The organism is Nocardioides albus, from assembly GCF_014648255.1.
In the GTDB taxonomy this organism is placed as follows: domain Bacteria; phylum Actinomycetota; class Actinomycetes; order Propionibacteriales; family Nocardioidaceae; genus Nocardioides; species Nocardioides albus.
The window spans coordinates 18,641-41,450 of sequence record NZ_BMQT01000004.1; the positions used below are offsets into that span (position 1 = coordinate 18,641).

At 68.8% G+C, this 22,810-nt stretch carries 24 protein-coding genes; 8 read left to right on the plus strand and 16 right to left on the minus strand.

Annotated elements, in window-relative coordinates:
* Nucleotides 1-18: 18 nt before the first annotated feature.
* Together IEY84_RS09085 and IEY84_RS09090 are read right to left on the minus strand one after the other, a co-directional pair.
* Complete coding sequence (locus IEY84_RS09085) at nucleotides 19-633, minus strand: TetR/AcrR family transcriptional regulator (RefSeq protein WP_183542314.1); 615 nt, start codon at nucleotides 631-633, stop codon at nucleotides 19-21.
* Between the two features lie 7 nt (nucleotides 634-640).
* The gene (locus IEY84_RS09090) at nucleotides 641-1,303 is read right to left on the minus strand and encodes an enoyl-CoA hydratase-related protein (RefSeq protein ID WP_229788488.1); all 663 of its coding nucleotides are present in this window, start codon (nucleotides 1,301-1,303) and stop codon (nucleotides 641-643) included.
* A 118-nt stretch (nucleotides 1,304-1,421) separates the two neighbouring features.
* On the opposite strand from IEY84_RS09090, the gene IEY84_RS09095 reads away from it, so the two are divergent.
* A complete protein-coding gene (locus IEY84_RS09095) occupies nucleotides 1,422-1,808 on the plus strand; it encodes a pyridoxamine 5'-phosphate oxidase (protein ID WP_183542317.1) in 387 nt (128 codons plus the stop codon).
* A 35-nt stretch (nucleotides 1,809-1,843) separates the two neighbouring features.
* Nucleotides 1,844-2,746, plus strand: coding sequence for an NAD(P)H-binding protein (locus IEY84_RS09100; RefSeq protein ID WP_183542318.1), 903 nt, complete (start codon nucleotides 1,844-1,846; stop codon nucleotides 2,744-2,746).
* A 24-nt stretch (nucleotides 2,747-2,770) separates the two neighbouring features.
* Here IEY84_RS09100 and IEY84_RS09105 read toward each other — a convergent pair whose 3' ends face one another.
* Together IEY84_RS09105 and IEY84_RS09110 are read right to left on the minus strand one after the other, a co-directional pair.
* Nucleotides 2,771-3,481, minus strand: a complete 711-nt coding sequence (locus IEY84_RS09105) for a CPBP family intramembrane glutamic endopeptidase (protein WP_229788493.1) — start codon at nucleotides 3,479-3,481, stop codon at nucleotides 2,771-2,773.
* Between the two features lie 98 nt (nucleotides 3,482-3,579).
* Nucleotides 3,580-4,557, minus strand: coding sequence for a cyclase family protein (locus IEY84_RS09110; protein ID WP_183542320.1), 978 nt, complete (start codon nucleotides 4,555-4,557; stop codon nucleotides 3,580-3,582).
* Between the two features lie 338 nt (nucleotides 4,558-4,895).
* Here IEY84_RS09110 and IEY84_RS09115 point away from each other — a divergent pair, with 338 nt between their 5' ends.
* Complete coding sequence (locus IEY84_RS09115) at nucleotides 4,896-5,336, plus strand: iron chaperone (protein ID WP_183542321.1); 441 nt, start codon at nucleotides 4,896-4,898, stop codon at nucleotides 5,334-5,336.
* Here IEY84_RS09115 and IEY84_RS09120 read toward each other — a convergent pair.
* Nucleotides 5,333-5,680 (minus strand): hypothetical protein, encoded by a 348-nt coding sequence (locus tag IEY84_RS09120; protein WP_183542322.1) that lies wholly within the window; start codon nucleotides 5,678-5,680, stop codon nucleotides 5,333-5,335. The genes IEY84_RS09115 and IEY84_RS09120 overlap by 4 nt on opposite strands.
* 87 nt (nucleotides 5,681-5,767) lie before the next feature.
* Complete coding sequence (locus tag IEY84_RS09125) at nucleotides 5,768-6,142, minus strand: cupin domain-containing protein (RefSeq protein ID WP_183542323.1); 375 nt, start codon at nucleotides 6,140-6,142, stop codon at nucleotides 5,768-5,770.
* Nucleotides 6,143-6,235: 93 nt separating this feature from the next.
* Here IEY84_RS09125 and IEY84_RS09130 point away from each other — a divergent pair, with 93 nt between their 5' ends.
* A complete protein-coding gene (locus tag IEY84_RS09130) occupies nucleotides 6,236-6,706 on the plus strand; it encodes a MarR family winged helix-turn-helix transcriptional regulator (protein WP_183542324.1) in 471 nt (156 codons plus the stop codon).
* A gap of 48 nt (nucleotides 6,707-6,754) precedes the next feature.
* On the opposite strand, the gene dnaB is transcribed toward IEY84_RS09130, so the two are convergent.
* Entirely contained in the window at nucleotides 6,755-8,185 is a 1,431-nt protein-coding gene (gene dnaB, locus IEY84_RS09135) for a replicative DNA helicase (protein ID WP_183542325.1), read from the minus strand.
* Between the two features lie 471 nt (nucleotides 8,186-8,656).
* On the opposite strand from dnaB, the gene IEY84_RS09140 reads away from it, so the two are divergent.
* Entirely contained in the window at nucleotides 8,657-10,012 is a 1,356-nt protein-coding gene (locus tag IEY84_RS09140; protein WP_183542326.1) for an MATE family efflux transporter, read from the plus strand.
* 54 nt (nucleotides 10,013-10,066) lie between these two features.
* Complete coding sequence (locus tag IEY84_RS09145; RefSeq protein WP_183542327.1) at nucleotides 10,067-10,642, plus strand: DinB family protein; 576 nt, start codon at nucleotides 10,067-10,069, stop codon at nucleotides 10,640-10,642.
* Nucleotides 10,643-10,733: 91 nt separating this feature from the next.
* Here IEY84_RS09145 and rplI read toward each other — a convergent pair whose 3' ends face one another.
* The 7 genes from rplI to IEY84_RS09180 form a co-directional block, all read right to left on the minus strand.
* Nucleotides 10,734-11,186 carry a 50S ribosomal protein L9 gene (rplI, locus tag IEY84_RS09150; protein WP_183542328.1) on the minus strand — a complete coding sequence of 151 codons (453 nt, stop codon included), beginning with the start codon at nucleotides 11,184-11,186 and terminating at the stop codon, nucleotides 10,734-10,736.
* An 11-nt stretch (nucleotides 11,187-11,197) separates the two neighbouring features.
* On the minus strand, nucleotides 11,198-11,434 hold the full coding sequence (gene rpsR, locus IEY84_RS09155; RefSeq protein ID WP_008355445.1) for a 30S ribosomal protein S18: 237 nt from the start codon (nucleotides 11,432-11,434) through the stop codon (nucleotides 11,198-11,200).
* 71 nt (nucleotides 11,435-11,505) lie between these two features.
* Nucleotides 11,506-12,126: a single-stranded DNA-binding protein gene (locus IEY84_RS09160; protein ID WP_183542329.1), complete on the minus strand. Its 621-nt coding sequence runs from the start codon at nucleotides 12,124-12,126 to the stop codon at nucleotides 11,506-11,508.
* Between the two features lie 106 nt (nucleotides 12,127-12,232).
* On the minus strand, nucleotides 12,233-12,520 hold the full coding sequence (rpsF, locus tag IEY84_RS09165) for a 30S ribosomal protein S6 (RefSeq protein ID WP_183542330.1): 288 nt from the start codon (nucleotides 12,518-12,520) through the stop codon (nucleotides 12,233-12,235).
* Between the two features lie 103 nt (nucleotides 12,521-12,623).
* Complete coding sequence (locus IEY84_RS09170) at nucleotides 12,624-15,869, minus strand: heavy metal translocating P-type ATPase (protein WP_183542331.1); 3,246 nt, start codon at nucleotides 15,867-15,869, stop codon at nucleotides 12,624-12,626.
* Nucleotides 15,870-15,874: 5 nt separating this feature from the next.
* Complete coding sequence (locus IEY84_RS09175) at nucleotides 15,875-16,078, minus strand: heavy-metal-associated domain-containing protein (protein ID WP_183542332.1); 204 nt, start codon at nucleotides 16,076-16,078, stop codon at nucleotides 15,875-15,877.
* Nucleotides 16,079-16,112: 34 nt separating this feature from the next.
* A complete protein-coding gene (locus tag IEY84_RS09180) occupies nucleotides 16,113-16,433 on the minus strand; it encodes a metal-sensitive transcriptional regulator (protein ID WP_183542334.1) in 321 nt (106 codons plus the stop codon).
* Between the two features lie 79 nt (nucleotides 16,434-16,512).
* Between IEY84_RS09180 and IEY84_RS09185 the strand changes: the two genes are divergently transcribed.
* Together IEY84_RS09185 and IEY84_RS09190 are read left to right on the plus strand one after the other, a co-directional pair.
* Entirely contained in the window at nucleotides 16,513-17,307 is a 795-nt protein-coding gene (locus tag IEY84_RS09185) for a deoxyribonuclease IV (RefSeq protein ID WP_183542336.1), read from the plus strand.
* Between the two features lie 103 nt (nucleotides 17,308-17,410).
* Nucleotides 17,411-19,468: an acyltransferase family protein gene (locus IEY84_RS09190; protein ID WP_183542338.1), complete on the plus strand. Its 2,058-nt coding sequence runs from the start codon at nucleotides 17,411-17,413 to the stop codon at nucleotides 19,466-19,468.
* A gap of 462 nt (nucleotides 19,469-19,930) precedes the next feature.
* Here the strand turns inward: IEY84_RS09190 and IEY84_RS27105 are convergent, their stop codons facing one another.
* The gene (locus IEY84_RS27105) at nucleotides 19,931-20,467 is read right to left on the minus strand and encodes a DUF8612 domain-containing protein (protein ID WP_505816259.1); all 537 of its coding nucleotides are present in this window, start codon (nucleotides 20,465-20,467) and stop codon (nucleotides 19,931-19,933) included.
* A gap of 115 nt (nucleotides 20,468-20,582) precedes the next feature.
* A complete protein-coding gene (locus IEY84_RS09200) occupies nucleotides 20,583-22,625 on the minus strand; it encodes a CHAT domain-containing protein (RefSeq protein WP_183542342.1) in 2,043 nt (680 codons plus the stop codon).
* Between the last annotated feature and the right edge of the window lie 185 nt (nucleotides 22,626-22,810).

Consider the following 22,810-nt stretch of genomic DNA (forward strand, 5'->3'; position numbering starts at 1 on the left):
ACCATCCTCCCGCAGCGCTCACACCGGGGAGGGTTGCGGGGGCGACAGGGACGCGATGCCTCGGACAGCGTGCTCGAGGGAGTACGCCGCGAGGGGGTCGGTGTGCTCTTCGGCGTTCAGCAGCAACGCTCCGGGCAGCGTGACGACGCAGTGGCGCACGACCGTGATCGCCGTCCGGTCTCGCCGACCCCAGAGCACGGAGGCGAGGTCGGCGAGAAGCGCACCGAGCTCCTGCTGGAGCTCGAGCAGCCGAGTGCGCGCCGGCACTCCCGGGTCCGCCGCCAGCAGGTCGTCCGCGGTGACCGCGAGCAGGAGGCGAGCACCATCGGCATCGTCTGTCGCGTACGTCGCCGGGGCGAGCGCCGCCGCGACGAGGGCAGCGGTCGCGTCGCCGTCGAGCCTCGCCTCCCGCACCCGGTCTCGCTGGAAGGCGAGGAAGCGGCCGGCCTCCTGGGACCAGACTCCCGCCAGCAGACCGGCGCGCGAACCGAACGCGTGGTAGACCGCGCCGTTGGACGCCCCCGACGCTGCGCTCAGCGCCCGGATCGTCAGGCCGTCGACGCCTCGTTCGAGCCAGATCGTCCGAGCGTGACCGAGGAGCTCGTCGAGGTCGTAGTGCCGGGGACGTCCCATCGCCGGTTCAGGCGTTGACGGAGCCGAGAGCCGAGACGACCTCGGCGAACATCCTGGCCTTGATCGTGCCGAGCGTCGCGCGGTCCTTGCCGGCCAGGTCGCGTACGAGCCCGGCAGCCGTCTCGGCGAGCTCCTCGGAGGAGACGGCGACGTCGACCAGGCCGACGGCCGCCGCGTCTCCCCCGCCGTAGCGCCGCCCGGTCGCCATCGCGTCGAGCGCTGTGCGCGGGGTGAGCTTGCTGGTGACCAGGGCGTTCATGCCCGGGGTGAAGGGGATGTGGATGTCCACCTCCGGAAAGCAGAAGTAGCCGCGGTCCTCGCGCATCACGCGGTAGTCGTGGGCCATCGCCAGCATCGCGCCCGCACCGAAGGCATGCCCGTTGACCGCGGCGACCGTCGGGACGGGCAGGACGAGAACCCGGGCGAGGAGCTCCTGGACGCGCGCGACGTAGCTGTCGTGCTGGTCGAGGTTCTGCCCCAGCCACTCCAGGTCGAGCCCGTTCGAGAAGAACTTGCCGCCGCCGGTCGTGATCAGCACCGCCGGCTCGGTGGAGGACTCGATCTGGTCGAGGGCTTCCCCGACGGCGTCGAGGCGCTCGGGCGAGAAACGGTTCTCGTCGTCGCCGAGATCGAGGGTCCATAGCGGTCCGTCGGTGGAGATGGTGACCACGTTGCAGCTCCTTCGTTCGAGACCCGTCTCTCGAGCTCGGGTCTGGGGTTCCCCGACAATAACAGAGCGCTGCTCTGAAACGTAGGGGAAGGCCACCGCTCGGACTAAGGTGATGGACATGAGCATCCCGGTAGCCCTGCCTGATCTCGCTGCAACTCTCGGACGGTTCGGCAGCGGCTTCCTGCTGACCACCGCTGGTGAGCGGATCAAGGTCGTGGTCGTGGACCCGGTCGTCGAGGGCTCGTTCCTGCGGGTCGCCGACCCCGGCGGCGGCACCAGGGCGAACCTCGCCACCAACCCGGTGCTCACCCTCACGTACGCCCCGCTGACGCCGCGCGACCACGCGCTGATCATCGACGGCACCGGTCGCGTCGAAGGCTCCGACGTGCTGGTGACGCCGACCGGAGCCGTACTTCACCGACCGGCGTCGCACGCGGCCGGGCCGGTCTCCGACGAGGGCTGCGGGCAGGACTGTCGGCCCCTCGACTCGTCGGGCTCGGCATGACGCCGGACGGCGCGGCAGGCCCGTAGGCTCGACTCATGGAGACCACCGTGCTCGTCACCGGCGCGACCGGGTTCATCGGTCGGCGACTGGTCTCGGAGCTCACCGAAGCCGGCACCAGGGTGCGCGCGATGACCAGGCGCCCGGACGACTACGACGGGCCGGGTGAACCGGTGAAGGCCGACGTCAACGAACCCGACTCGCTGACCGCCGCCCTCGAGGGGGTCGACGTCGCGGTCTATCTGGTGCACTCGCTCGATCACGACGACTTCGAGGAGCGCGACGCGCGGGCGGCACGCTCCTTCGGTGCCGCTGCGGCCCGTGCCGGGACACGCCAGATCGTCTATCTCGGCGGGCTCGGCGACGACGGAGACCTCTCCCCTCACCTGCGCTCACGCCGCGAGGTCGAGTCCCTGCTCGGTGAGGCCGGTGTCCCCGTCACGACGCTGCGCGCCGCGATCGTCGTCGGCCACGGCGGGGTCTCCTGGGAGCTGACCAGGCAGCTGGTCAAGAACCTCCCGGCCATGGTGGTGCCGCGGTGGACCGCGACCCGGACGCAGCCGATCGCCGTCGACGACGTGATCCGCTACCTCGCGGGCGTCATCGACAACCCGGATGCGATCGGCAAGACCTTCGAGATCGGCGGCCCCGAGGCGATGACGTACGTCGACATGCTGACCGTCGCCTCGGAGCTGGCCAACGGCCGATCGATCCCGGTCGTCCCGGTGCCGGTGCTGACACCTCGGCTGTCGTCGTACTGGTTGGCGTTGGTGACCGACGTCGACCTGACCACCGGGCGCAACCTGATCGACTCGATGACCACCGAGGTCGTCGTGCAGGACCGGCGGATCCTCGATGTCGTGCCCGGCGAACCGCTGCCGTATCGCGAGGCCGTGCGTCGGGCGCTGGCCGAGCGACTGGCCGACGGCAAGGCGGTCTGAGGCCGCGCTCTCCGCGCGGCTCGTTCAGCCGAAGAGCAGCGGCAGCGCCAGCAGCATCGACAGCGACCACGCGCAGTGGGTGAGGATCGGCGCGAGTACGCCGCCGGATGCGCGCCGCTCGAAGCCGACCACCACCCCGAGCAGGATCGCCGCGAAGGCGAGCATCACGTTGCCGGTCGCCAGCGTCGCGATCACGTAGGCCACCGACGTCCAGGTGACGGGGTGGCGCGGCAGGGCGGCGTAGACGGCGCCGCGGAAGAACAGCTCCTCCGCCACGCCGTTGATGGCCGTCACCGCGATCAGAAGCGGCAGCGAGCCCTGATCGGCGAAGTCGAGCACCGACCGCACCTGCCGGTCCAGCCAGGCGATCTCGCGCACGACCAGGCCGCCGATGACGAAGACGCCTGCCAGGCCCAGGCCGAGCAGGATCGGCGACAGCACCGGACGTACGAACCGACCTTCGGCCTGGCCGTCCTGCCGGTGCCAGACTCGGATGTGTCCGAGATGCAGCGGCCCGGAGGCGAAGGCGCCGATCGTCCACACCCCGGCCAGGGCGAGGGTCGCCGGATAGAACCAGAAGCTCCCCGGTTCGATACGCAGCGAGGCGCCGAGCACGACCGCGCCGAGCAGCCCGAAGCCGACCGTGACCAGCTGACGGCGACGCAGAGCGGACTCACTCTGCCGATGGTCGCGCGGGATCATGTCCCACAACGACCGGCGCACCCAGCGGCGCACGACACTCCCCTCCCCCGGTGACGACTGCGTTCGTGTCCAACCTACGGGGCTGAGGCGACAGGGTGGACGCATCGCGACCGTCTGCGGTCGACGAGTCCTCAGATGATCGCGACGGCGTTCGCCGGCGAGCCGGTCGCACCGATGACGTTGAGCGGCTTCACGCTGACGAAGGCCTCCCACCGCTGCAGGGCATCCATGCGGCGGGCCAGCGGCCCGAGGCGCCACAGCTCTCCGAGCGGCATGCCCAGCTTGGCCAGAAACTCCTGATGCATCATGCCGCGGTCGCTCGGCGCCGACCGAAGGAAGGGCGAGTCCGGTACGGGCGGCAGGCACTCGACCGCGAAGGTGTCCGCGGCGAGCAGCGCCAACCCGGTGTCCCAAGCCCAGTCGAGGACCTCCTCGCTCTGCGCGATGCCGGTGGCGCGGCCCAGCGCCTGCTGCGCCAGCTTCTGCTCGGCGGTGAGCCCGAGGAACCACTCGCACCACCCGGTGTGGAGCATGACCACATCCCCGGCGCGCAGCTCGATCGCCTGAGCGGTCAGGGCCTGGTCGATGTAGTCGTACGGGATCGGCTGGCCGGCCTCGTGGTCGAGCGTCTCCTCGCGCCGGGCGAGGAGGCCCGCGATGTCCACCAGGACTCCGCGGCTGACGATGGGGCGGTCCGCCCAGACCTGGATGCCGATCTCCTCCGTCCCGGGTGCGATCAGCTCGTCGGCGGTCCCACCGTAGAACCCGGCGTCGTCGGCGCGCCGGTGACGTAGCCCGTCGATCTGGGTCGAGGACTCGAGGTAGTAGCCGTCGAGGTAGTCGCCGCGGTGTGCCGGATGGTTGCCGTAGACGATGTGCTCGACCGGCTTCGTGGCCGTCGACATCCCCGGCCTGAACGCGTCTATCGGATAGTCCAGCCCGAAGACCTCGCCGAGCTGGACGAGGCCCGCGGCGGCCACCACGCTCTGCTCGTCCGCGAACGACGGCGTGCCACGCCAGGGGTCGGCGAAGAGCTCCCAGGAGGTGCCGCGCAGCAGCCCGGGCCGATCGTGGAGCTCAGCCCGGCTCGGGAGCTCGTGTGCGCTCATCGCACTGCTCCCTCGACGTCGTATGCCTCGGAGCCGAGGTGGCCGCAGCTGGCAGTGCCGGGGATCGAATGGGCCATGGGGTCCGTCGCTTTCTCAGACCGGCGAGACCGCCGGGTGCCGATCAGGAACTCGTCCGGCCACCCCGAGCCGCCAGACCTTCCGGACGCCGATTCTTCGCGATGGCACCGTCAAGGCGCCAGGGTTTGTCGGAGAATGGTCGGAGAAATACCGGGGCACCTACCGCGAGCGTCTGAGCAAGACGATCAGGAACGAAGAAGCGTACGCCGCATCTGCCTCCTTAGGCTCCTCTCAACAGACCACCCAGGAAGGGCACAGCGATGGCGAAGAGCAGCACGTTCACCGAAGAAGAGAAGGCTGCCATGAAGGAGGCCGCCGCCGAGCGCAGGACGGCCGCCAAGCGTGGCACCGGCAGCAAGAAGGCGCAGGCGGATCTCGCGGACTGCCTCGAGAAGATCGCGGCCATGGACGACAACGACCGCGAGATCGGCGAGGCGCTCCACCGGATCGTGACCACGCACGCACCCGACCTCGCCCCGAAGACCTGGTACGGCATGCCCGCCTACGCCAACTCCGACGGCAAGGTCGTGGCGTTCTACAAGTGCGCCGGGAAGTTCAAGATGCGCTACGCCGAGGTCGGCTTCCAGGAGTGGGCAAACCTCGACGACGGCGACATCTGGCCGACCGTCTTCGCCGTCAAGGTGATGAACCCGGCCGTCGAGGAGAAGCTCACCGAGCAGGTGAAGCGGGCCGTCAGCTAGCCGGCGTGGTGCTCGCGATAGCGCCGATAGAGCCGCTCCAGAAACGATTCGAGCTCGGCGGCCATCTCCTCGTCCAACGTCGGGAAGGAGAAGGTCGCCTTGCCCGTACGCCGCTTGCGGAATGCCTCCGACGATCCCTCGAGCGCTTCCGGCCAGGTGTCGACGGCGATCGCGTAGAGGCTCACCTTGTGCGCACTCCGCTTGACTGCGGCGAAGTAGTCGTGAGCGCCGGAACCCGGCCAGCGCAGCGACGGCATCCCGTAGATCGTCGCGTCCTCGAGCTCGTCGCGGTAACGGGCAAGGAGCGCCCAGATCCGGTCTTCGACGGCATCGAGGTCGGCCACTTCTGGAGCGTACCCTCGGGCTCGGCCGCGCGGCACGGCTTCACGCCAGCGCGTCTGGCCCGGGCTTTCCGACCGGGCGTGCCGCCATCACACGATCCACGGCGGCGACACGGCCTCTCCTCCGTCCGGGGTCGCCTGGCCGCTCGCCGGCCCGCACACGACGAAGGACACTCCGGATTCGGTGCGGACCTGTCGGGGAGCGCCGGCGGGCAGGACCAGAGTGTCTCCGACCGACAGGTCGACGGACTCGGTGTCGACCACGATCGTCGCCGTCCCGTCCAGCACGTGCCAGATCTGCTCGACGTCGAAGGTGTGCAGCGGTCCCTGACCGGGACGCATCGAGGTCCGCCACAGACTCAGGGACCCGGTGCCTCCCTGAGTCGGCGATGCCAGGGTCGTCATCGAGGCGTTGGGCGTCTCGGTGTGGCGGGTGTCTTCATGGGCGATCTTGGCGGCGGGCATGTTGGCTCCGTACATTAGACAATGTGGTTGTCTAAACCGTAGGGCCGCCTTGCGATATCGTCAACCAGGTTGTCGAGTAGCGGGGGTGGGTTGATGAGTGAGCCCGGGTGGCGGGTCGTACTTCTCCTGGCCGGCGCCTTCCGCCAAGGTGTCGACGCGCTCAACGGCGAGCTGGCCGAGCAGGGTTATCCCGGGGCTCGGCCGGTGCATGGCTTCGCGCTCCAAGCCATCGGACCCGACGGATGCACCATCAACGAGCTCGGTCAGCGCCTCGGCGTCTCGAAGCAGGCCGCAGCGAAGACCGCGACCGGACTCGAGAACGCCGGGTACGTCGCCCGTGAGTCGGTCCCCGCGGATCGGCGGGCGGTCCTGCTCCGGCGTACGGAGCGCGCCGAGGAGCTCTTGGCGGCGAGCGCTGTCGGCTTCGAACGCGTCGTGGACGGTTGGCGGCGCCAGGTCGGCGCCGAGCGCTTCGACGCGATGGTCGAGGCTCTCGCCATCGTGGCCGACGACAAGCCGATCGGGGACCTGCCGGGCTGGCTCGTCCAGCGCCCTCCGCCGTAGCGATCGATCTCGAGGGACGGCTCGGCGCTCGCCTGTGCCTAGCCGGGCTCAGTGGGCCATGTCGACGAAACGGCTGTAGTGACCCTGGAAGGCGACGACGAGGTCTCGGGTGGGGCCGTTACGGTGCTTGGCGATGATCACGTCGGCCTCGCCGGGGCGGGTCGACTCCTTCTCGTAGACGTCGTCGCGGTGGAGGAGGACGACCATGTCGGCGTCCTGCTCCAGCGAGCCCGACTCACGCAGGTCGGAGACCGCCGGGCGCTTGTCGGCACGCTGCTCAGAGCCACGGTTGAGCTGGGACAACGCGATGATCGGGACTTCGAGCTCCTTGGCCAGCAGCTTGATCTGGCGGGAGAACTCGGAGACCTCGAGCTGGCGGGACTCGACCTTCTTGCCGGAGCTCATCAGCTGGAGATAGTCGATGACGATCAGCTTGAGGTCATGGCGCTGCTTGAGCCTTCTGGCCTTGCTCCGGATCTCCATCATCGTCATGTTGGGGCTGTCGTCGATGAACATCGGAGCGCTGGAGACCTCGCCCATCTTGCGGGCCAGCTTGTTCCAGTCGTCGTCGGACATGTTGCCGTTGCGGATGTGGTTGAGCGGCACCTTCGCCTCTGCGCTCAGCAGACGCATGGTGATCTCGGAGCGGCTCATCTCAAGGCTGAAGAAGACGCTGGTCAGGTTGTTGTGGATCGAGGCCGCGCGGCAGAAGTCCAAGGCGAGCGTTGATTTCCCCATAGCCGGACGGGCCGCGACGATGATCATCTGACCGCCGTGGAAACCGTTGGTGAGCTCGTCGAAGTCGGCGAACCCGGTGGGCACCCCATAGAGGCCGGCCTCGCGGTTGGAGATCGCCTCGATCTCGTCGAGGACGCCGTCCATGATGTCGGCGAGCGGAGAGTAGTCCTCGCCCGAGCGCTTGTCGGTGAGCTTGAAGACCTCGGCCTGGGCCTCGTCGACGATGTTGTCGACCTCGCCCTCGCCGGCGTAACCGATCTGGACGATCTTGGTGCCGGCCTCGACCAGGCGGCGGAGGACTGACTTCTCGCGGACGATCTCCCCGTAGTAGCCCGCGTTGGCCGCGATCGGGACGTTGGAGGCGAGCGTGTGCAGGTAGGGGGCGCCACCGATGCGGTCGAGCTCGGCCTTGCGACGCAGCTCGTCGGCGACGGTGACCATGTCAGCCGGCTCGCCGCGACCGTAGAGGTCGATGATCGCGTCGTAGATGGTCTCGTGGGTCGGCCGGTAGAAGTCGGTGCCGCGCAGCGTCTCGGAGACGTCGGCGATGGCGTCCTTCGAGATCAGCATCGAACCGAGAACGGCCTGCTCGGCTGCCATGTCCTGCGGCGGCGTGCGGTCGTTGACCGCGCGCGGGGCATTGCCTGGTTCGTACGCCGCGGGGCCGTCGCCCCATTCCTCGAACGGCGGCTCCGGGAAGTCGCCCGGACCGCCCATCGAGCCGGTCTCGGTGACGCTCATTCCCATAACCTCCCTGGTCTGCCGATCGTCGCGACGTGGTCTTGATCGAGTCCCTGCCCACGCTACGGGCGAGCACCGACAGTCCTGCTCGCGCAGTCCTCGGCCCACCCTCGACGACACCCTCAAGTCTCCGCGACCCTACGTCGCAGACCACATCGGCGACACCTAGTTATCCACAGGCCCTGGGGATAACTAGGGGATAGCGGTGGACGAGCCCCTGGTCATTGTGAACAGCCTGGGGAACCGCCTGTGCATAACTGGTGCAAAATCACCACCAGAGCGCCTCTGACCTGGGATTTCACTCTCCCGAGGCTGTGGACGAAAGAAAGTACGTCACCCATCCGGGTTGACGACCGACATGGTTGTGCCGATACGGGCGTTTTGTCGACATAGCGCCGCAACGACGTTTTCCACAGGTTTTCCACCTGCCCTGGAAAGCGCTCCGAGCGGACGGTGTTTAACCTTGACGCCGTGAAGAACCCGGCGGATGCGAAGACCCACTCGAAGACCGACCGCCGAGGTCTCGACAAGGAGATCTGGCGACTCGCGATCCCGGCGTTCCTGGCCCTCGTGGCCGAACCGCTCTTCCTGCTGTCCGACTCTGCGATCGTGGGTCACCTCGGCACCAGCGAGCTCGCCGGTCTCGGTGTCGCAGGTGTGGTGCTGCAGACGATCGTCGGCCTCTGTGTCTTCCTCGCGTACGGCACCACAGCATCGGTCGCCCGCCGCATCGGTGCCGGGGACACCGCCGGCGCGCTCCGGCAGGGGATCGACGGGATCTGGCTCGCCGTCATCATCGGCGTCGTCGTCACGGTCCCGGTGATGGTTCTGGCCGAGCCGCTCAGTCGAGCGGTCGGCGCGGGCGACGCGGTGGTCGGTCCGGCCACGACGTACCTCCGGATCGCCGTCCTCGGGGTCACACCTCTGCTGATGATGCTCGCCGCCACCGGCGTGCTCCGCGGACTGCAGGACACCCGCACGCCGCTGGTCGCGGCGGTCGTCGCCAACGTACTCAACATCGTGCTCAACGTCGCTCTCGTCTACGGCGCGGGCCTCGGAATCGCCGGCTCGGCGATCGGGTCGGTGATCGCGCAGATCCTGGCCGCCGCGATGCTGACCTACGTCGTGGTGCGGGCCGCCCGCAAGGAGGGTGCGCCGTTGCGCCCCGACCTGCCTGGCATCCGGGCTTCCGCGCGGGCCGGCGTGGCCCTCGTGGTGCGCACACTGACGCTGCGCTTGGCGCTCCTGGCCACGACCTACGCCGTCACCCATCTCGCCGTCGGCGACCAGGCCGTCGGGTTGGCGACCCACCAGATCGCCTTCACGCTGTGGACGTTCCTCGCGTTCGTGCTCGATGCGATCGCGATCGCCGCGCAGGCGCTGACCGGGCGGTCGCTGGGAGCTGGAGACGCCGACGAGACCCGGGCCATCACGGCCCGCATGGTGTGGTGGGGTGTCGTGATCGGGGTCGCGGCCGGCGTACTCCTCGCTTCTCTCGCCCCGTTCCTCGGCGCACTCTTCACCGGCGACCCGGCGGTGCAGGAGCTGCTGGTGCCCGTGGTGCTCGTGGCGGCGGTCGCACAGCCGATCGCGGGCGTCGTCTTCGTTCTCGACGGGGTGCTCATCGGCGCCGGCGACGGCCGCTACCTGGCTTGGGGCGGAGTCTGGACGCTCGTCGCCTACGTTCCGCTCGTCGCGCTCGTCGTCGTCCTCGGCGGGGGGCTGGTGTGGGTGTGGATCTCCTTCGCCGTCGGGTTCATGGGAGCCCGGTTCGTGGTGCTGACCCTCCGGGCGCGGTCTGACCGCTGGCTGGTCACCGGCGTCTGAGCGAGCCAGCACAACTCAGTTGCGCCGATTCCGGTTTGGCATCAGGGTCAGGGCATGCCCGTCGACCCCAAGAGCACACTGAAGTCCTACATCGATACCCGCCGCGAGGCGCTGATCTCCAAGGTCGAGGATCTCTCGGAGCGAGAGGCGCGGTTGCCGCGTACGCCGACCGGCACCAACCTGCTCGGCATCATCAAGCACGTCACCGGGGTCGAGGCCGTCTATCTCGGATCGACCTTCGACCGCCCGTTCCCCGAGCCCGGCGCGCTGATCCCGGACGAGGTCTTCGAGGTCGACCCGCAGGCTGACTGGTACGCCACCGAGGACGAGACGCTCGAGGGGATCATCGGGCTCTACCGTCGGGTCATCGCCCATGGGAACGAGACGATCGACGCGCTTCCGCTGGACGCCATCGGCCACGTGCCGCACTGGGACGGCGAGGAAGTCACCCTGCACCAGATGCTGGTGCACCTCTTCTCCGACCTCGCCGGCCACGGCGGCCAGGCCGACATCCTCCGCGAGGAGGCCGACGGCGCGGTCGGCTGGCGCAAGCCCGGTGACAACATCCCCACGGAGTACGACTGGCCGGCGTACGTCGCCAAGCTGACCGAGCTGGCCGACAAGTTCTGAGCCGAGGCGTCACCCGCGTCGGCCGAGACGTCTCGGCGAAAACTGACAAGGCCCGCCTCCCGAAGGAGGCGGGCCTTGTGGAATCCCTAGATCAAGCGGGAACGACGTTGAGGGCCACCTTGGCGGACACCTCGTCGTGGAGCTTGACGGAGACCTCGTGAGCACCGAGGCCCTTGATCGGGTTGCCCAGCGCGATGGTGCGCTTGTCGATCGACTCGCCGGTGGTCTCGTTGACCGCGGCGGCGATGTCAGCGGCGGTGACGGCACCGTAGAGGCGGCCGTCCTTGCCGGAGCGGACCTTCACGTTGACCGTGTTGGACTCGAGCTTGGTCTTGATCTCGGCGGCGTGAGCCTCGTCGCGCACGGAACGAGCCGCGCGCGCAGCCTTGATCGACTCGGCCTGCGACTCTGCGCCGCGGGACCAACGGATGGCGTCGCCACGCGGGATCAGGTAGTTGCGGGCGTAGCCGTCCTTGACCTCGACGACGTCACCGGCGGAACCGAGCCCGGTGACCTCCTGCTGAAGGATGATCTTGGTAGCCATGTCGATCCTCCTCAGCGACCGGTGGAGGTGTAGGGCAGCAGAGCAACCTCGCGGGCGTTCTTGACGGCGATGGCCACGTCGCGCTGGTGCTGGACGCAGTTGCCGGTCACGCGACGCGCACGGATCTTGCCGCGGTCGGAGATGAACTTACGGAGCAGGGTGGCGTCCTTGTAGTCGACACCGGTCGCCTTCTCCTTGCAGAACTGGCAAACCTTCTTCTTAGGCTTGCGAATCACTGCCTTGGCCATTGTGGTGCTTCCTTTCTAGAAGCCCGGCATGCGCCGGAATGGTTGAGGGATTCGGATGGTGGATCTGTTGATCAGAAGGGGGGCTCGTCGTTGCCCACGCCCGGGGTCGCCCACGGGTCGTTGGCCGGCGCGCCGCCGCCCGCGTTGGCGGGCTGCTGCGGAGCCGGCGAGGCCCACGGGTCGTTGCCGCCGGTCGGAGCCTGCTGCTGGCCACCGCCCTGGGGGCCGCCGTAGCCGCCGCCCTGGCCGGAGTTGTAACCACCAGCGCCACCGCCGCCTTGGTTGTAACCGCCACCGCCCTGGCCACCACCCTGGCCGCCGGACTGGCGGCTGGCCTTGGTGACCTTGGCGGTCGCGTAGCGGAGCGACGGACCGATCTCGTCGCACTCGAGCTCGAAGACAGTGCGCTTCTCGCCCTCACGCGTCTCGTAGGACCTCGACTTCAGGCGGCCCTGAGCGACGACACGCATGCCGCGCTGCAGGGACTCGGCGACGTTCTCAGCAGCCTGACGCCAGATCGAGCAGCGCAGGAAGAGGGTCTCCCCGTCCTCCCACGCGTTGGTCTGCCGGTTGAAGCTGCTGGGCGTCGAAGCGATCGTGAAGTTGGCAACGGCTGCACCCGACGGCGTGAAGCGAAGCTCCGGGTCGTCGGTGAGGTTGCCGATCACGGTGATGACGGTGTCGCCTGCCATGAGATCTCCCTTGAGTCTGATCTGGTTGTCGGTGTCGGTCAGGAGTTGTTACCTAGAGCCCAAAGATAGGGCCCGGCACCGACATTTACCGACGGTGACATCCGCGTCACTTGGACGGACGGATGACCTTCGTGCGGAGGATCTGCTCGTTGAGGCCAAACTGGCGGTCGAGCTCCAGAACGGTCTTCGGCTCGGCGGTCAGGTTGACGACGGCGTAGATGCCCTCGGCGTTCTTGTTGACCTCGTAAGCCAGACGACGACGTCCCCAGACGTCAACGTTCTCGACGGTGCCACCATCGTTGGTGACGACCTTCAGGAACTTGTCAAGGGTCGGGGCGACGGTGCGCTCATCGAGGCTGGGCTCGAGGATCACCATTACTTCATAGGCGCGCATAGCGTTCTCCACCTCCTACGGACTCGGCGGCCATGGTCTCTCCATGGCAGGAGGGCTGATGCGATGTCCCGTCTCCATCTGTGGAGGGGGACGCGTCAGCGTATCAACCAGCGGTTTCGCCGGCCGAATCGACGGCCTCGACAGTGAACGGCACCGTGATCACCTCGTCGTCGGCGAGCCGGAACTGGGCCCATAGGCGATAGAGACCGGCCTTGGGTACGTCCAGGTGGAGCCCGAGCTCGGGACCGAACGACGTCCCGGGGACCGCCAGCTCGGACCCCTCTGCGTGACCGTGCACGAAGGTGCCACCGTCGGCACTCATGACCACCACGTGGCCGGCTGCCCCGAGATAGGGTTGTAGATCGTCGACAATCTTCCCGGTGCTGTCCTCGAACCTGAAGTGCAGGTCGTTCTGCTGGTCGGCGACCACCGCGCCCTCGAGCGTGACGGTGAGATTGTCGACAGTCGACGATCTCGGGCTCGCCTCGAGCGGTACGGCCGGGGGCTGCGCACCTTCGATCGTGAGCTGCTGCCGGTCGAGGACATCTGCGATGTCCGCGCGCCGGCGGAACTCTGTGTCGACGCGGTAGGTGCCTCCGGCGGGGAAGGTCACGTCGGTCTCGAGCTCCCCCGGGCGGCCGGTCGGCTCGGCGTGCAGGTGACGGAACCAGGACAGATCCTGGCTGGTCACGATGACATGCATCCAGGCCTGGTGGGTGCGACCGAGGTCGGTCACGGGATCTCCGGTCTCGGCGTCGGTGACGAGGAACCGGAGCCCACCCTCGCGGCGCATGATCGCGACATCGATGCCCGACTCGTCGGAGGCGACCGGGGCCACGTCGACCTCGTGCGTCTCCGTCATCGACGGCCGCATCGGGCTCATCCCCTGCGCCCACTCCAGGATGCCGTTCATCCCACGCTGCGCCGGCTCGCTGCGCGACGCGTAGGTCAGCGTGGCACCGATCGCGAGCGCGATCACGGCGGTGACCAGCAGATATCCACCGTCACGGGCCTTGGTGAGGAAGCCACGGCCGGCGTACGCCTCGGCGGTCTCGGGCCGCTTGAAGCCGCGCAGCCGCAGCGCGTTGGTGACCACGCTGACCGAGCTCATCGCCATCGCGGCGCCGGCGAGGACCGGGTCGAGAAGGGCGAGCGCGGCGACCGGGATGAGGAGAACGTTGTAGGCGAACGCCCAGAACAGGCCCTGCTTGATCGTCGCGACGGTGCGACGGGAGAGCGCCAGCGCGGTCACCACGCCGCGCAGGTCACCACCGACCAGCGTGATGTCGGAGGCCGCCAGGGCCACGTCCGTGCCGGTGCCGATCGCGATGCCGACGTCGGCCTGGGCCAGCGCCGGGGCGTCGTTGATCCCGTCGCCGACCATCGCGACGACCTTGCCGTCCTCCTGGAGCTGCTGGATCCGGGCGAGCTTCTGCTCGGGCAGGAGGCCGCCGGCGGCGTGACGTACGCCGACCTCGTCGGCCACCTTCGCGACCGTCGCGGCGGCGTCACCACTGAGGATGTGCACCTCGACGCCCGATTCCTCGAGCAGGCGTACGGTCTCCTTGGCCTCTTCGCGGATCTGGTCCGCGACCCGGATAGACCCGGCGTACGCGCCGTCGACCGCGACCAGGATCGCGCCGTTGTCGGCGGCGTCGATGCCCTCCTCGGCGAGCATCGCCGAGTTTCCGACGACGACCCGACGGCCGTCAACGACCGCGCTGATCCCGCGCCCCGGGTGTGCCTCGAACGCCGAGACGTCAGGCGCGTCGGCCGAGGCGTCACGTACGTCGGCCGAGATGGCACCGGATGACGTCTCGGCCGACCGGGGTGACGCTTCGGCCGACGCGAGTGACGTCTCGGCGGGGGTCTCGGCGCGGGCTCGGAGCGCGGTGGCGAGGGGGTGGTCGCTGCCGGTCTCGGCTGCGGCGGCAATCCGGACGAGGGCGTCCGGCGTCCAGCCGGGGGCGGGGACGATCTCGGACACCTCGGGCTTGCCGTAGGTGATCGTGCCGGTCTTGTCGAAGACGATGGCGGTGACGGAGCGGGCGCGCTCCAGGGTCTCGCCCGAGCCGACCAGTACGCCGAGCTCGGCTGCGCGGCCGGCGCCGACCATGACGGCGGCGGGCGTGGCGAGGCCGAGGGCGCAGGGACAGGCGATGATGAGGACCGCGATGGCCGCAGTGACGGCGCTGGTGAGGCTCTCGGCGTCGGGGCCGAAGACCAGCCAACCGAGGAAGGTCAGCGCGGCCACGACCAGGACCACCGGCACGAACACCGCGGAGACGCGGTCGGCCAGGCGCTGCAGCTTGGTGCCGGAACCCTGGGCCGACTCGACCATCGCGATGATCTGCGCCAGCGTGGTCTCGGAGCCGACCGCGGTCGCCTCGAACTCGAACGATCCGGTCTGGTTGATCGTCGCGCCGATGACGACTTCGCCCTCGGCCTTCCGCACCGGATCGCTCTCGCCGGTCAGCATGGACTCGTCGACGTAGGACGCCCCGGCGACGATGCGGCCGTCGACCGGGATCTTCTCCCCGGCTCGTACGCGGATCCGGTCGTTGACCTGCAGGTTCGCGACCGGGACCGTGACGTCACGACCGTTGCGGACGACCGTGGCCGTCTCCGGCATCAGGCCGACGAGGGCCTTGACCGCATCAGCCGTACGCGACTTGGCCCGTGCTTCCAGCCAGCGGCCCATCAGCACGAGCGCGACGATGACCAGGGCGGTCTCGAAATAGAGGTGGAGCGGCAGGCCCCAGGCCTCGGCCTGGCCCATCCACAAGGTCACGAAGGCGCTGTAGGCGAAGGCGATGCCGGTGCCGAGCGTGACCAGGGTGTTCATGTCGACCGAGCCGTGGCGGATGCCTCGGACCGCCGCGACGTAGATGTCCCGGCCGGCCCACCACTGGGTGACCGCGGCGACGACGAGCACGATCGACATGACCGGCTCCATGGCGTCGACGGGCAGCGGGACGTACATCAAGGCCATCAGGCCGAGCCCCACCGCCAGCGCCGTGACCCACCGCCGCTTGAGCTGGACGAGCTCTGCCGCGCGACGCACTTCCCGATCGTCCTCGTCCGGCGCGGGTGCCTGTGGATTGTCGACAGTCGACGATCTCAGAACTGCCTGGTAGCCCGCCTTCTCGATGGCGGCGCTGATCTCGGCGAGATCGGTTCGAGTGGGATCGAAGTGCACCAGCGCCGTCTCGGTGGCGAGGTTGACGTTGGCGTCCTCGACACCGTCGACACGGCTGATGGCCTTGGTGACACGGCGTACGCAGCTCGCACAGGTCATGCCTTCGATCTCGAGCTGCTGCTCCGTGGGCGCGGTGGCGGTGGGGGTCATCGTGATCAGGCCAGGGAGTAGCCGGCCTCTTCGACGGCGGCACGGACGGCGTCATCGGAGATCGGCTCGGAGGCGGTGACGGTCACGGTGCCGGAGGCGACGTCGACGTCGACGTCGCTCACACCGGCGATCTCGGTCACCTCTTCGCTCACGGAGGCGGCGCAGTGGCCGCAGGTCATGCCGACGACGGTGAAGTTCTGGGTGCTCATGAGGTTCTCCTTGGAATCGTAGGATTCTCGACAGTCAGGACCGGACGAGGCGGGCGATCGCAGCAGAGGCCTCGGCGAGCTTCTCGTCGGCCTCGGCGCCTCCGTTCAGGACCGCTCCAGCCACGCAGTGCCCGAGGTGCTCGTCGAGCAGCCCGAGAGCCACCGCCTGGAGCGCCTTCGTGGATGCGGAGACCTGGGTGAGGATGTCGATGCAGTACGCCTCGTCCTCGACCATCCGCTGCAGCCCGCGCACCTGTCCTTCGATGCGCTTGAGGCGCTTGAGGTACGCCTCCTTGTTCTTGTTGTGGAGGTATCCGTGATCCGCGTGGTCTTCGTGCCCGGTGTGCTCGTCCATGCGATCTACCATACCCCCGTAAGGTATGAAGTCAAGATCTCGACCGGGGATCGTCGGTGCCCAGTCCTAGACTGAGTCCATGGCTGTTGCGATCGGTGCCCACGTAGACCAGACCGACCCCGTCGCCGAGGCGACCGCGCGCGGCGCGAGCCTGGTGCAGTTCTTCCTGGGCGACCCCCAGTCCTACAAAGGCCCGGTCGTGACGTACGCCGAAGGTGCCGCCGCCCTCAAGGCCCGCGCAGAGGAAGCAGGGGTGGACCTGTACGTCCACGCGCCCTACATCATCAACGTCGCCACGACGAACAACCGGATCCGGATCCCGAGCCGCAAGCTCCTCCAGCAGCACATGGATGTCGCGGCCGAGGTCGGCGCCAAGGGCCTGATCGTCCACGGCGGGCACGTCAACAAGGACGACGACCCTGCCAAGGGCTTCGACAACTGGCGCAAGGCGGTCGAAGCGACCGACATCAAGGTCCCGCTGCTGATCGAGAACACCGCCGGCGGCGACAACGCGATGGCCCGCTACCTCGACCGGATCGCCGGCGTCTGGGAGGCCATCTCCACCGCCGAAGGCGCAGAGAGCGTCGGCTTCTGCCTCGACACCTGCCACGCCCATGCCGGCGGCAACCCGCTCGAGACCGTCGTCGAGGACGTCCGCAAGATCACCGGCCGGATCGACCTGGTCCACTGCAACGACTCCCGCGACGAGTTCGACTCCGGAGCCGACCGCCACACCAACTTCGGCGCCGGCAAGATCGACCCCGACCTGCTGGCCAACGTCGTCCGCGACGCCGCCGCCCCGGTCATCTGCGAGACCCCCGGCGGCGCCGCCGAGCACGCGAGCGACTTCGCCTGGCTCCGCGAACGGCTCTGACGATGAGTCCCCACTGAGAGATCCCTGAAGAATCGGCGAGAAGGACCACCCAGCGGGACTGTCGACTATGACCCAACCGGGCCATTGACATAGCCTTCTTCGAATGAGTTCGAACTGGCGCGCCGATGTTCAAGGTCTCCGTGCCGTCGCTGTCGGTCTGGTGATCGCAGGACACGCGGGGCTCTCCGGGTTCGAGGGCGGGTTCGTCGGGGTGGACGTCTTCTTCGTCCTCTCCGGGTTCCTGATCACCACTCTGCTGCTGCGCGAGACCGATCGCAGCGGCACGGTCAGCATCAGCCAGTTCTACGCCCGCCGCGCCCGCCGGATCCTGCCGGCGGCGACGGCGACGATGCTTGTCGTGCTCGCCTACAGCGCGATCGTGCTGCCCCAGACCCGCACCGACCAGATCGCGGGCGACGCGGGTTGGGCGGCGATCTTCCTGGCCAACGTCCACTTCGCCAGCGAAGCCGTCGACTACTTCCACAACGCCGCGCCCTCGCCGTTCCAGCACTACTGGTCGCTCTCGGTCGAGGAGCAGTTCTACGTCGTCTGGCCGCTGCTCGTGCTCGCCGTCGCGCTCTGGATCCCGAAGCACCACCGTCGCCGCGCGATCACCGCGCTCGCCGCGCTCGTGGCGGTGATCAGCCTGGCGTGGTCGCTGCACGTCACGGCAGCGGACCCGACCACGGCGTACTTCTCCACTCCCGCCCGGGCGTTCGAGCTCGCCGCCGGCGCCCTGCTCGCCTGCGTCGCGGGGCGGCTCCAGGTCGTGACCAGCGCGACGCGGACCGGTCGTCTCGCCGCGGCAGCCCTCGGCATCGCCGGTGTCGGCACCCTCGTCTACGCCACCGCCAGCTTCAGCGAGGCGACCCACTTCCCGGGCTGGCACGCCCTGGTCCCGGTGCTCGCCACGGTCGCCCTCCTGGTCGCCGGCCCCGCCACGCCGACCGGCTGGCTGCTCTCGAAACAGCCCTTCCGCTACCTGGGTGACATCTCGTTCAGCCTCTACCTGTGGCACTGGCCGATCCTGATCCTCGCTCCCGCGGCGATCCCTGGCGGCGGCGTACGCCAGCTGCTGATCATGCTGGCGCTCATCCTGGCCGCCTCCGCGGCGAGCTACCACTGGATCGAGATGCCCTTCCAGCATCACAAGATCCCGCACCTCACCAAGGGCCGCCGCGCGCTCGCCCTCTGGCCCGCCGCCGCTGCTCTCGCCCTGGTCGCGAGCACGAGCTCCCAGGCGTACGCCGGCTATCAGGTCGACGTCGCCAAGGCCAACGCCGAAGAGTGGTTCAAGGAGAACCCGGACGTCCTCGAGACCGATGACAAGCCGGTCACCGGCGTGCTGAAGAAGACGGTCGCGGCCGCCGAGGAGGGTGCGCCGCTGCCCCCGGAGGTCGAGTTCGACGCCACCGACTCATGGGCCGAGCGCGGCGGATACTGCTACGCGGGTCACGGCGAGACCAAGCTCGACGGTGACTGCGTCTACGGCGACGGCAAGGCCGATCGCACCGTCGCCGTCGTCGGCGACTCCCACATCGGGATGTGGCTGCCGGCGCTCGACACCCTGGCCGAACGCCAGAACGTGAAGCTGGTCCCGTTCGTGAAGCTCGGGTGCGCGGCGTACGGGGTGAAGCAGAAATCCTCGAAGATGACCGTCGAGGAGTGCGAGGACTTCCGGAAGTGGACCAACGAGCAGATCGCCGAGCTCGACCCGGACACGATCGTCGTCGGCGCCCGCGGGATGCTCGACATGGAGGAACGCGACGGCGTCTCGACCGAGGAGCAGTGGCGTGAAGGCGTACGCGAAGGGGTCAGCTCCTTCGAGAAGATCACCCCTGACGTACGCGTCTTCGCCGATGTCCCCGCCGTCGACAACGACCCCGGCGAGTGCCTCTCCGACGCCCGCAACCTCCTCGAGGACTGCGTCGTGAAGGCCGACGGCACCGAGGTCGACTCCAACGAGGTGACCCAGGAGGCGCTCGAGGGGACCGAGGCGGCGTACGTCGACATCGTCGACCTCGTCTGCTCCGAGCGCTGCCCGCTCGTGGTCGGCGACGTCGTCACCTACTACGACGACTCCCACATCACCGCGACCTGGGTCGACCGCGTCACCCCCGCGCTCGGCCACCGGCTCGGCCGGCTGGACCGTCCCGTCTAGAACCGGCCGCCGGTGGTCGAGCCGGCCCCCGGTGGTCGAGCCTGTCGAGACCCCACCTTCCGGCTGAATGTTCCGTCTGGAACACATTTCAGTCCTGCAGCAACGGAACCATTGCCGTCGTGGCGGCCGAGCGGGACAATCGAAAGTTGCCGGGCGGGGCAGTCATCCCCTCACCGCCCCGCCCGGTCCATGTGCACCCCGGTGGTCGCGCATCCCGAGACCCGCACGTGGGTTGGGCATCCCCCTAGTGCCCAACCCACGCTGCGGCCCCGAAACCGCCTGCCTCCCCCAAGGCGGCGGCGCCAGCGCCCGAACCGAGTTCCCCCGAATCTCGGCCCGGACAGCCCCAAGGAGTACGCGACAGATCGGCTGATACACCGTCGCCGAAACTTTCTTGCGACCCGCCGAGCAGGAGCCTCAGACCCCTAGGAGACTGAGTCACGCCACACGTGACTGAGTCTCCTAGGGGTCGCCCGGGGCGGCCGTCTCCCAGAGCGCGCTGATAGGCACGGCCCGAAGCTTGGGCCCGAACGAGATCGTGCGGGGCCCGGTATGGAGGAGATAACCGCCGAGGAAATCGTCACCGGTGCGTTCCTGGAGATGTCGGAGACCGCGAAAGTCTTCGGCTCGTGGCGTGGAGGAGGCTTTGAGCAGAGCAGCAAGGTTGGCTTGCTGGAGGAGCTGCCCAGAACGCGCTGCGACGAGGTTGAGAAGTCGACGCATCTCCCGACCGTGCTGGATCTCCGAAAGCTGGACCACGTCGCGGTTGATCAGGTCGGCGACGTACGCATCGTGGAAGCTGCGCCTGCGGCGCCCCTCCCGCGCGACGGCCTCAGGGAAACCACCGCGTACGACCCGCTCGACATAGTCGCGACGGGCCAGGTTGGAGTCGTGGCGGATCTCGGTGTCAGGGTCGAGGATGGCGTCGACGAAACCATCGGGCGCGTCGTCGATCTCGCCCTGGAACACATGCACCCATGATGACCCGGTGGCGAGCATTTAGCCAGGGGGTTCGCCCGCATCTAGCCGAAGGGCGCACCCGCATATAGCCGCTAGGCTCGCCCGCATCTAGCCGCCTCATGTCCTCACCCCGTCCACGTTGATTCCGGCGCAACTACGAGAAGCAGACGAAGGGGGCCGGCGGAGCGTCCGTGGTCGCTGCAGGGAGGGACTCGGCGAGAGCCTCAGCGGGAGCCAGGCCCTTCGCAAGGGCGCTGTGAAGACGGCTGAAGACCTCGTACGCAGCCTCATCGGCCACGATGGCAGGCGAGGCGATCACGGCTCGGGCACCGGCGTGCAACCAGGCTCCGACCAGCCCGATCAGCTCCTCGCCCCAGCGGATGGTCGACCGTCCGACCTCGCAGGCGGAGAGGAGCACGACGTCCGGGACGGCTGCGAGGCCGTCGATGTCGTAGCCGTACCAGGTCCCGTCGGCGAGCTCGAGGCCGGAGAAGAGCGGGTTGTCGGCGGAGTGGTGGCCGTGGGCGGCCAGGTGGAGTACGTCGACCTCGGCTGCCAGCGCGGATACGGCCGCTGCGGTGGCGTCGGTGCCAGTGAGGGTGCGCGAGCCGGACCAGGCTGTGGCGCTGTGGGTGACCTCGTCGGCGGCGCGCATGACCCGCGGGCCGGCGACGAAACCTGCCGTCTTGGCGCGCAGTGGGGTGTCGGCGCGGCCCAGCCACGCGGTGGCGCTCTGGGCGACCGTCACCGGTCGTCCGGTGAAGCCGGACAGCAACGTCCACGGGACTGCCGCCAGAACGGCGGAGGGAGTCAGGACGACAGGACGGTCTCCGATCCTGTCGAGGACCGGGGCGACGAGCAGATCAGAGAGTTGCCGGAGGCGAGCGGTCAGGTCACCGCGCACGGCCGCGCCGAGCGGGCCCGGGAGGTCTGTCGCAGCGACGTCGAGATCGGGCAGCAGGCCGCCGAGAAGGGACCCGAGCGCGGCCCGCTCGCCGAGGTCCATTCGAGTGGAGGAGTCATCGGTCGCAACGATGGCGACGATCCGGCCGGCGGCGACGACATAGGCGACGAGCGCGTGGCTGCCGGTGCGTTCGCGCAGGTCAGGCAGCGAGATCGGATCAGAGACCTGGCCCGATCCCTTGACCCGCCAGGCCCGCTGCCGGATCTGCTCGCGTAGCTCGGCCTCGCGCTCGGGCGTCACCTCACCGCGGAGCTCGGCCAGGTCGGCGGCGAGCTGCGGGTCGGAGGGGGGCCGTACCGGCTGGACCCGCGAGGCCAGCATCCGCGAGCGCTCCGACCACTCGAAGAGCGCGTCGGTCTCACCTGACTCGACGGCCAGTTCCAAGCCGCGCTTGGCCAACGTGCGTCCGTGTCCGGCGACGTTGGTCTGCAGGTCCAGGCTGCCGAACGAGCTCTGCCACAGATGGAAGTCGTCGAGCCCTGCCCGAAGCTCGCGGAGCCCAGCAACGGCTCGTCCCGCGGCCACCGCCAGTTCGGCTCGGAGTTCTCGTTCCAGCAGGCGGATGTCGATGGGCGCCTCGGGCGGAACCGGGCCGATGACCCTCCCGCTGGCTGGTCTCGCCGGCAGGCCGGCGTTCTCCGCCGAACGAATGCGCGCAAGCCGGGCCTGCAACCGCACGCGGAGCGCCGGCCAATTCAGACCTTGTTCCTCGAGCGGACCGGCCAGCGCCTCGCCGTCCTCGTTCGGATCTTGCCCCGCCGTCACGGCCGCCTCAAACGCCACCGCCCGCGCCCGCAACGCCAGCCCTGGCGCCTTCGCCTCTTCGAACCTCCCCAGCGCCGAGCGCGCCACCCGCTCGGCCTCGGTCGGATCAGTCGCCACCAGATGGGACGCCAGCACCAACTCGGCCTCTCCTTGCCGCTGCCGCTGCGCCTTCGACCCGTACGCCTCCGCCGCCCGCCGGAGCATCTCGCCACCCTGCCGCGTCAGCCCCGCCGCCATCAGTACCTCGGCCCGGTCCGCGTCACACACTGCCTTCACCAGCGGCCCAGCTGCTGCCTGGAGGTCATACGACGACTCCATCAGCGCAAGGGCGCTAACCAGGTCACCGGACAGAAAGAGCGCGTATGCCCGGTTGTGGTCGGCCTGAGCAGCCGCCAAGGCATCATTAGCAACGCGGTACGTCTCGGCTGCCGACGAGAAGTCAGCCATCGCGGACAACACATCGTGCATGTCCAGATGCACTGTCCCCCGGTTGAGATACGCGTCGCCCAGGTCCGGGGGTGAATGCTTGAGTTCCTCGATGACCTCTCCGAAGACCAGCAAGGCTTCAGAAGGACGCCCCGCCCGCCTCAACAAGGTTGCCCTCTGCTGGAGCAGAGCCGCCCGGGTCGCTCCAGCGAGGGACCCGGGCCGCA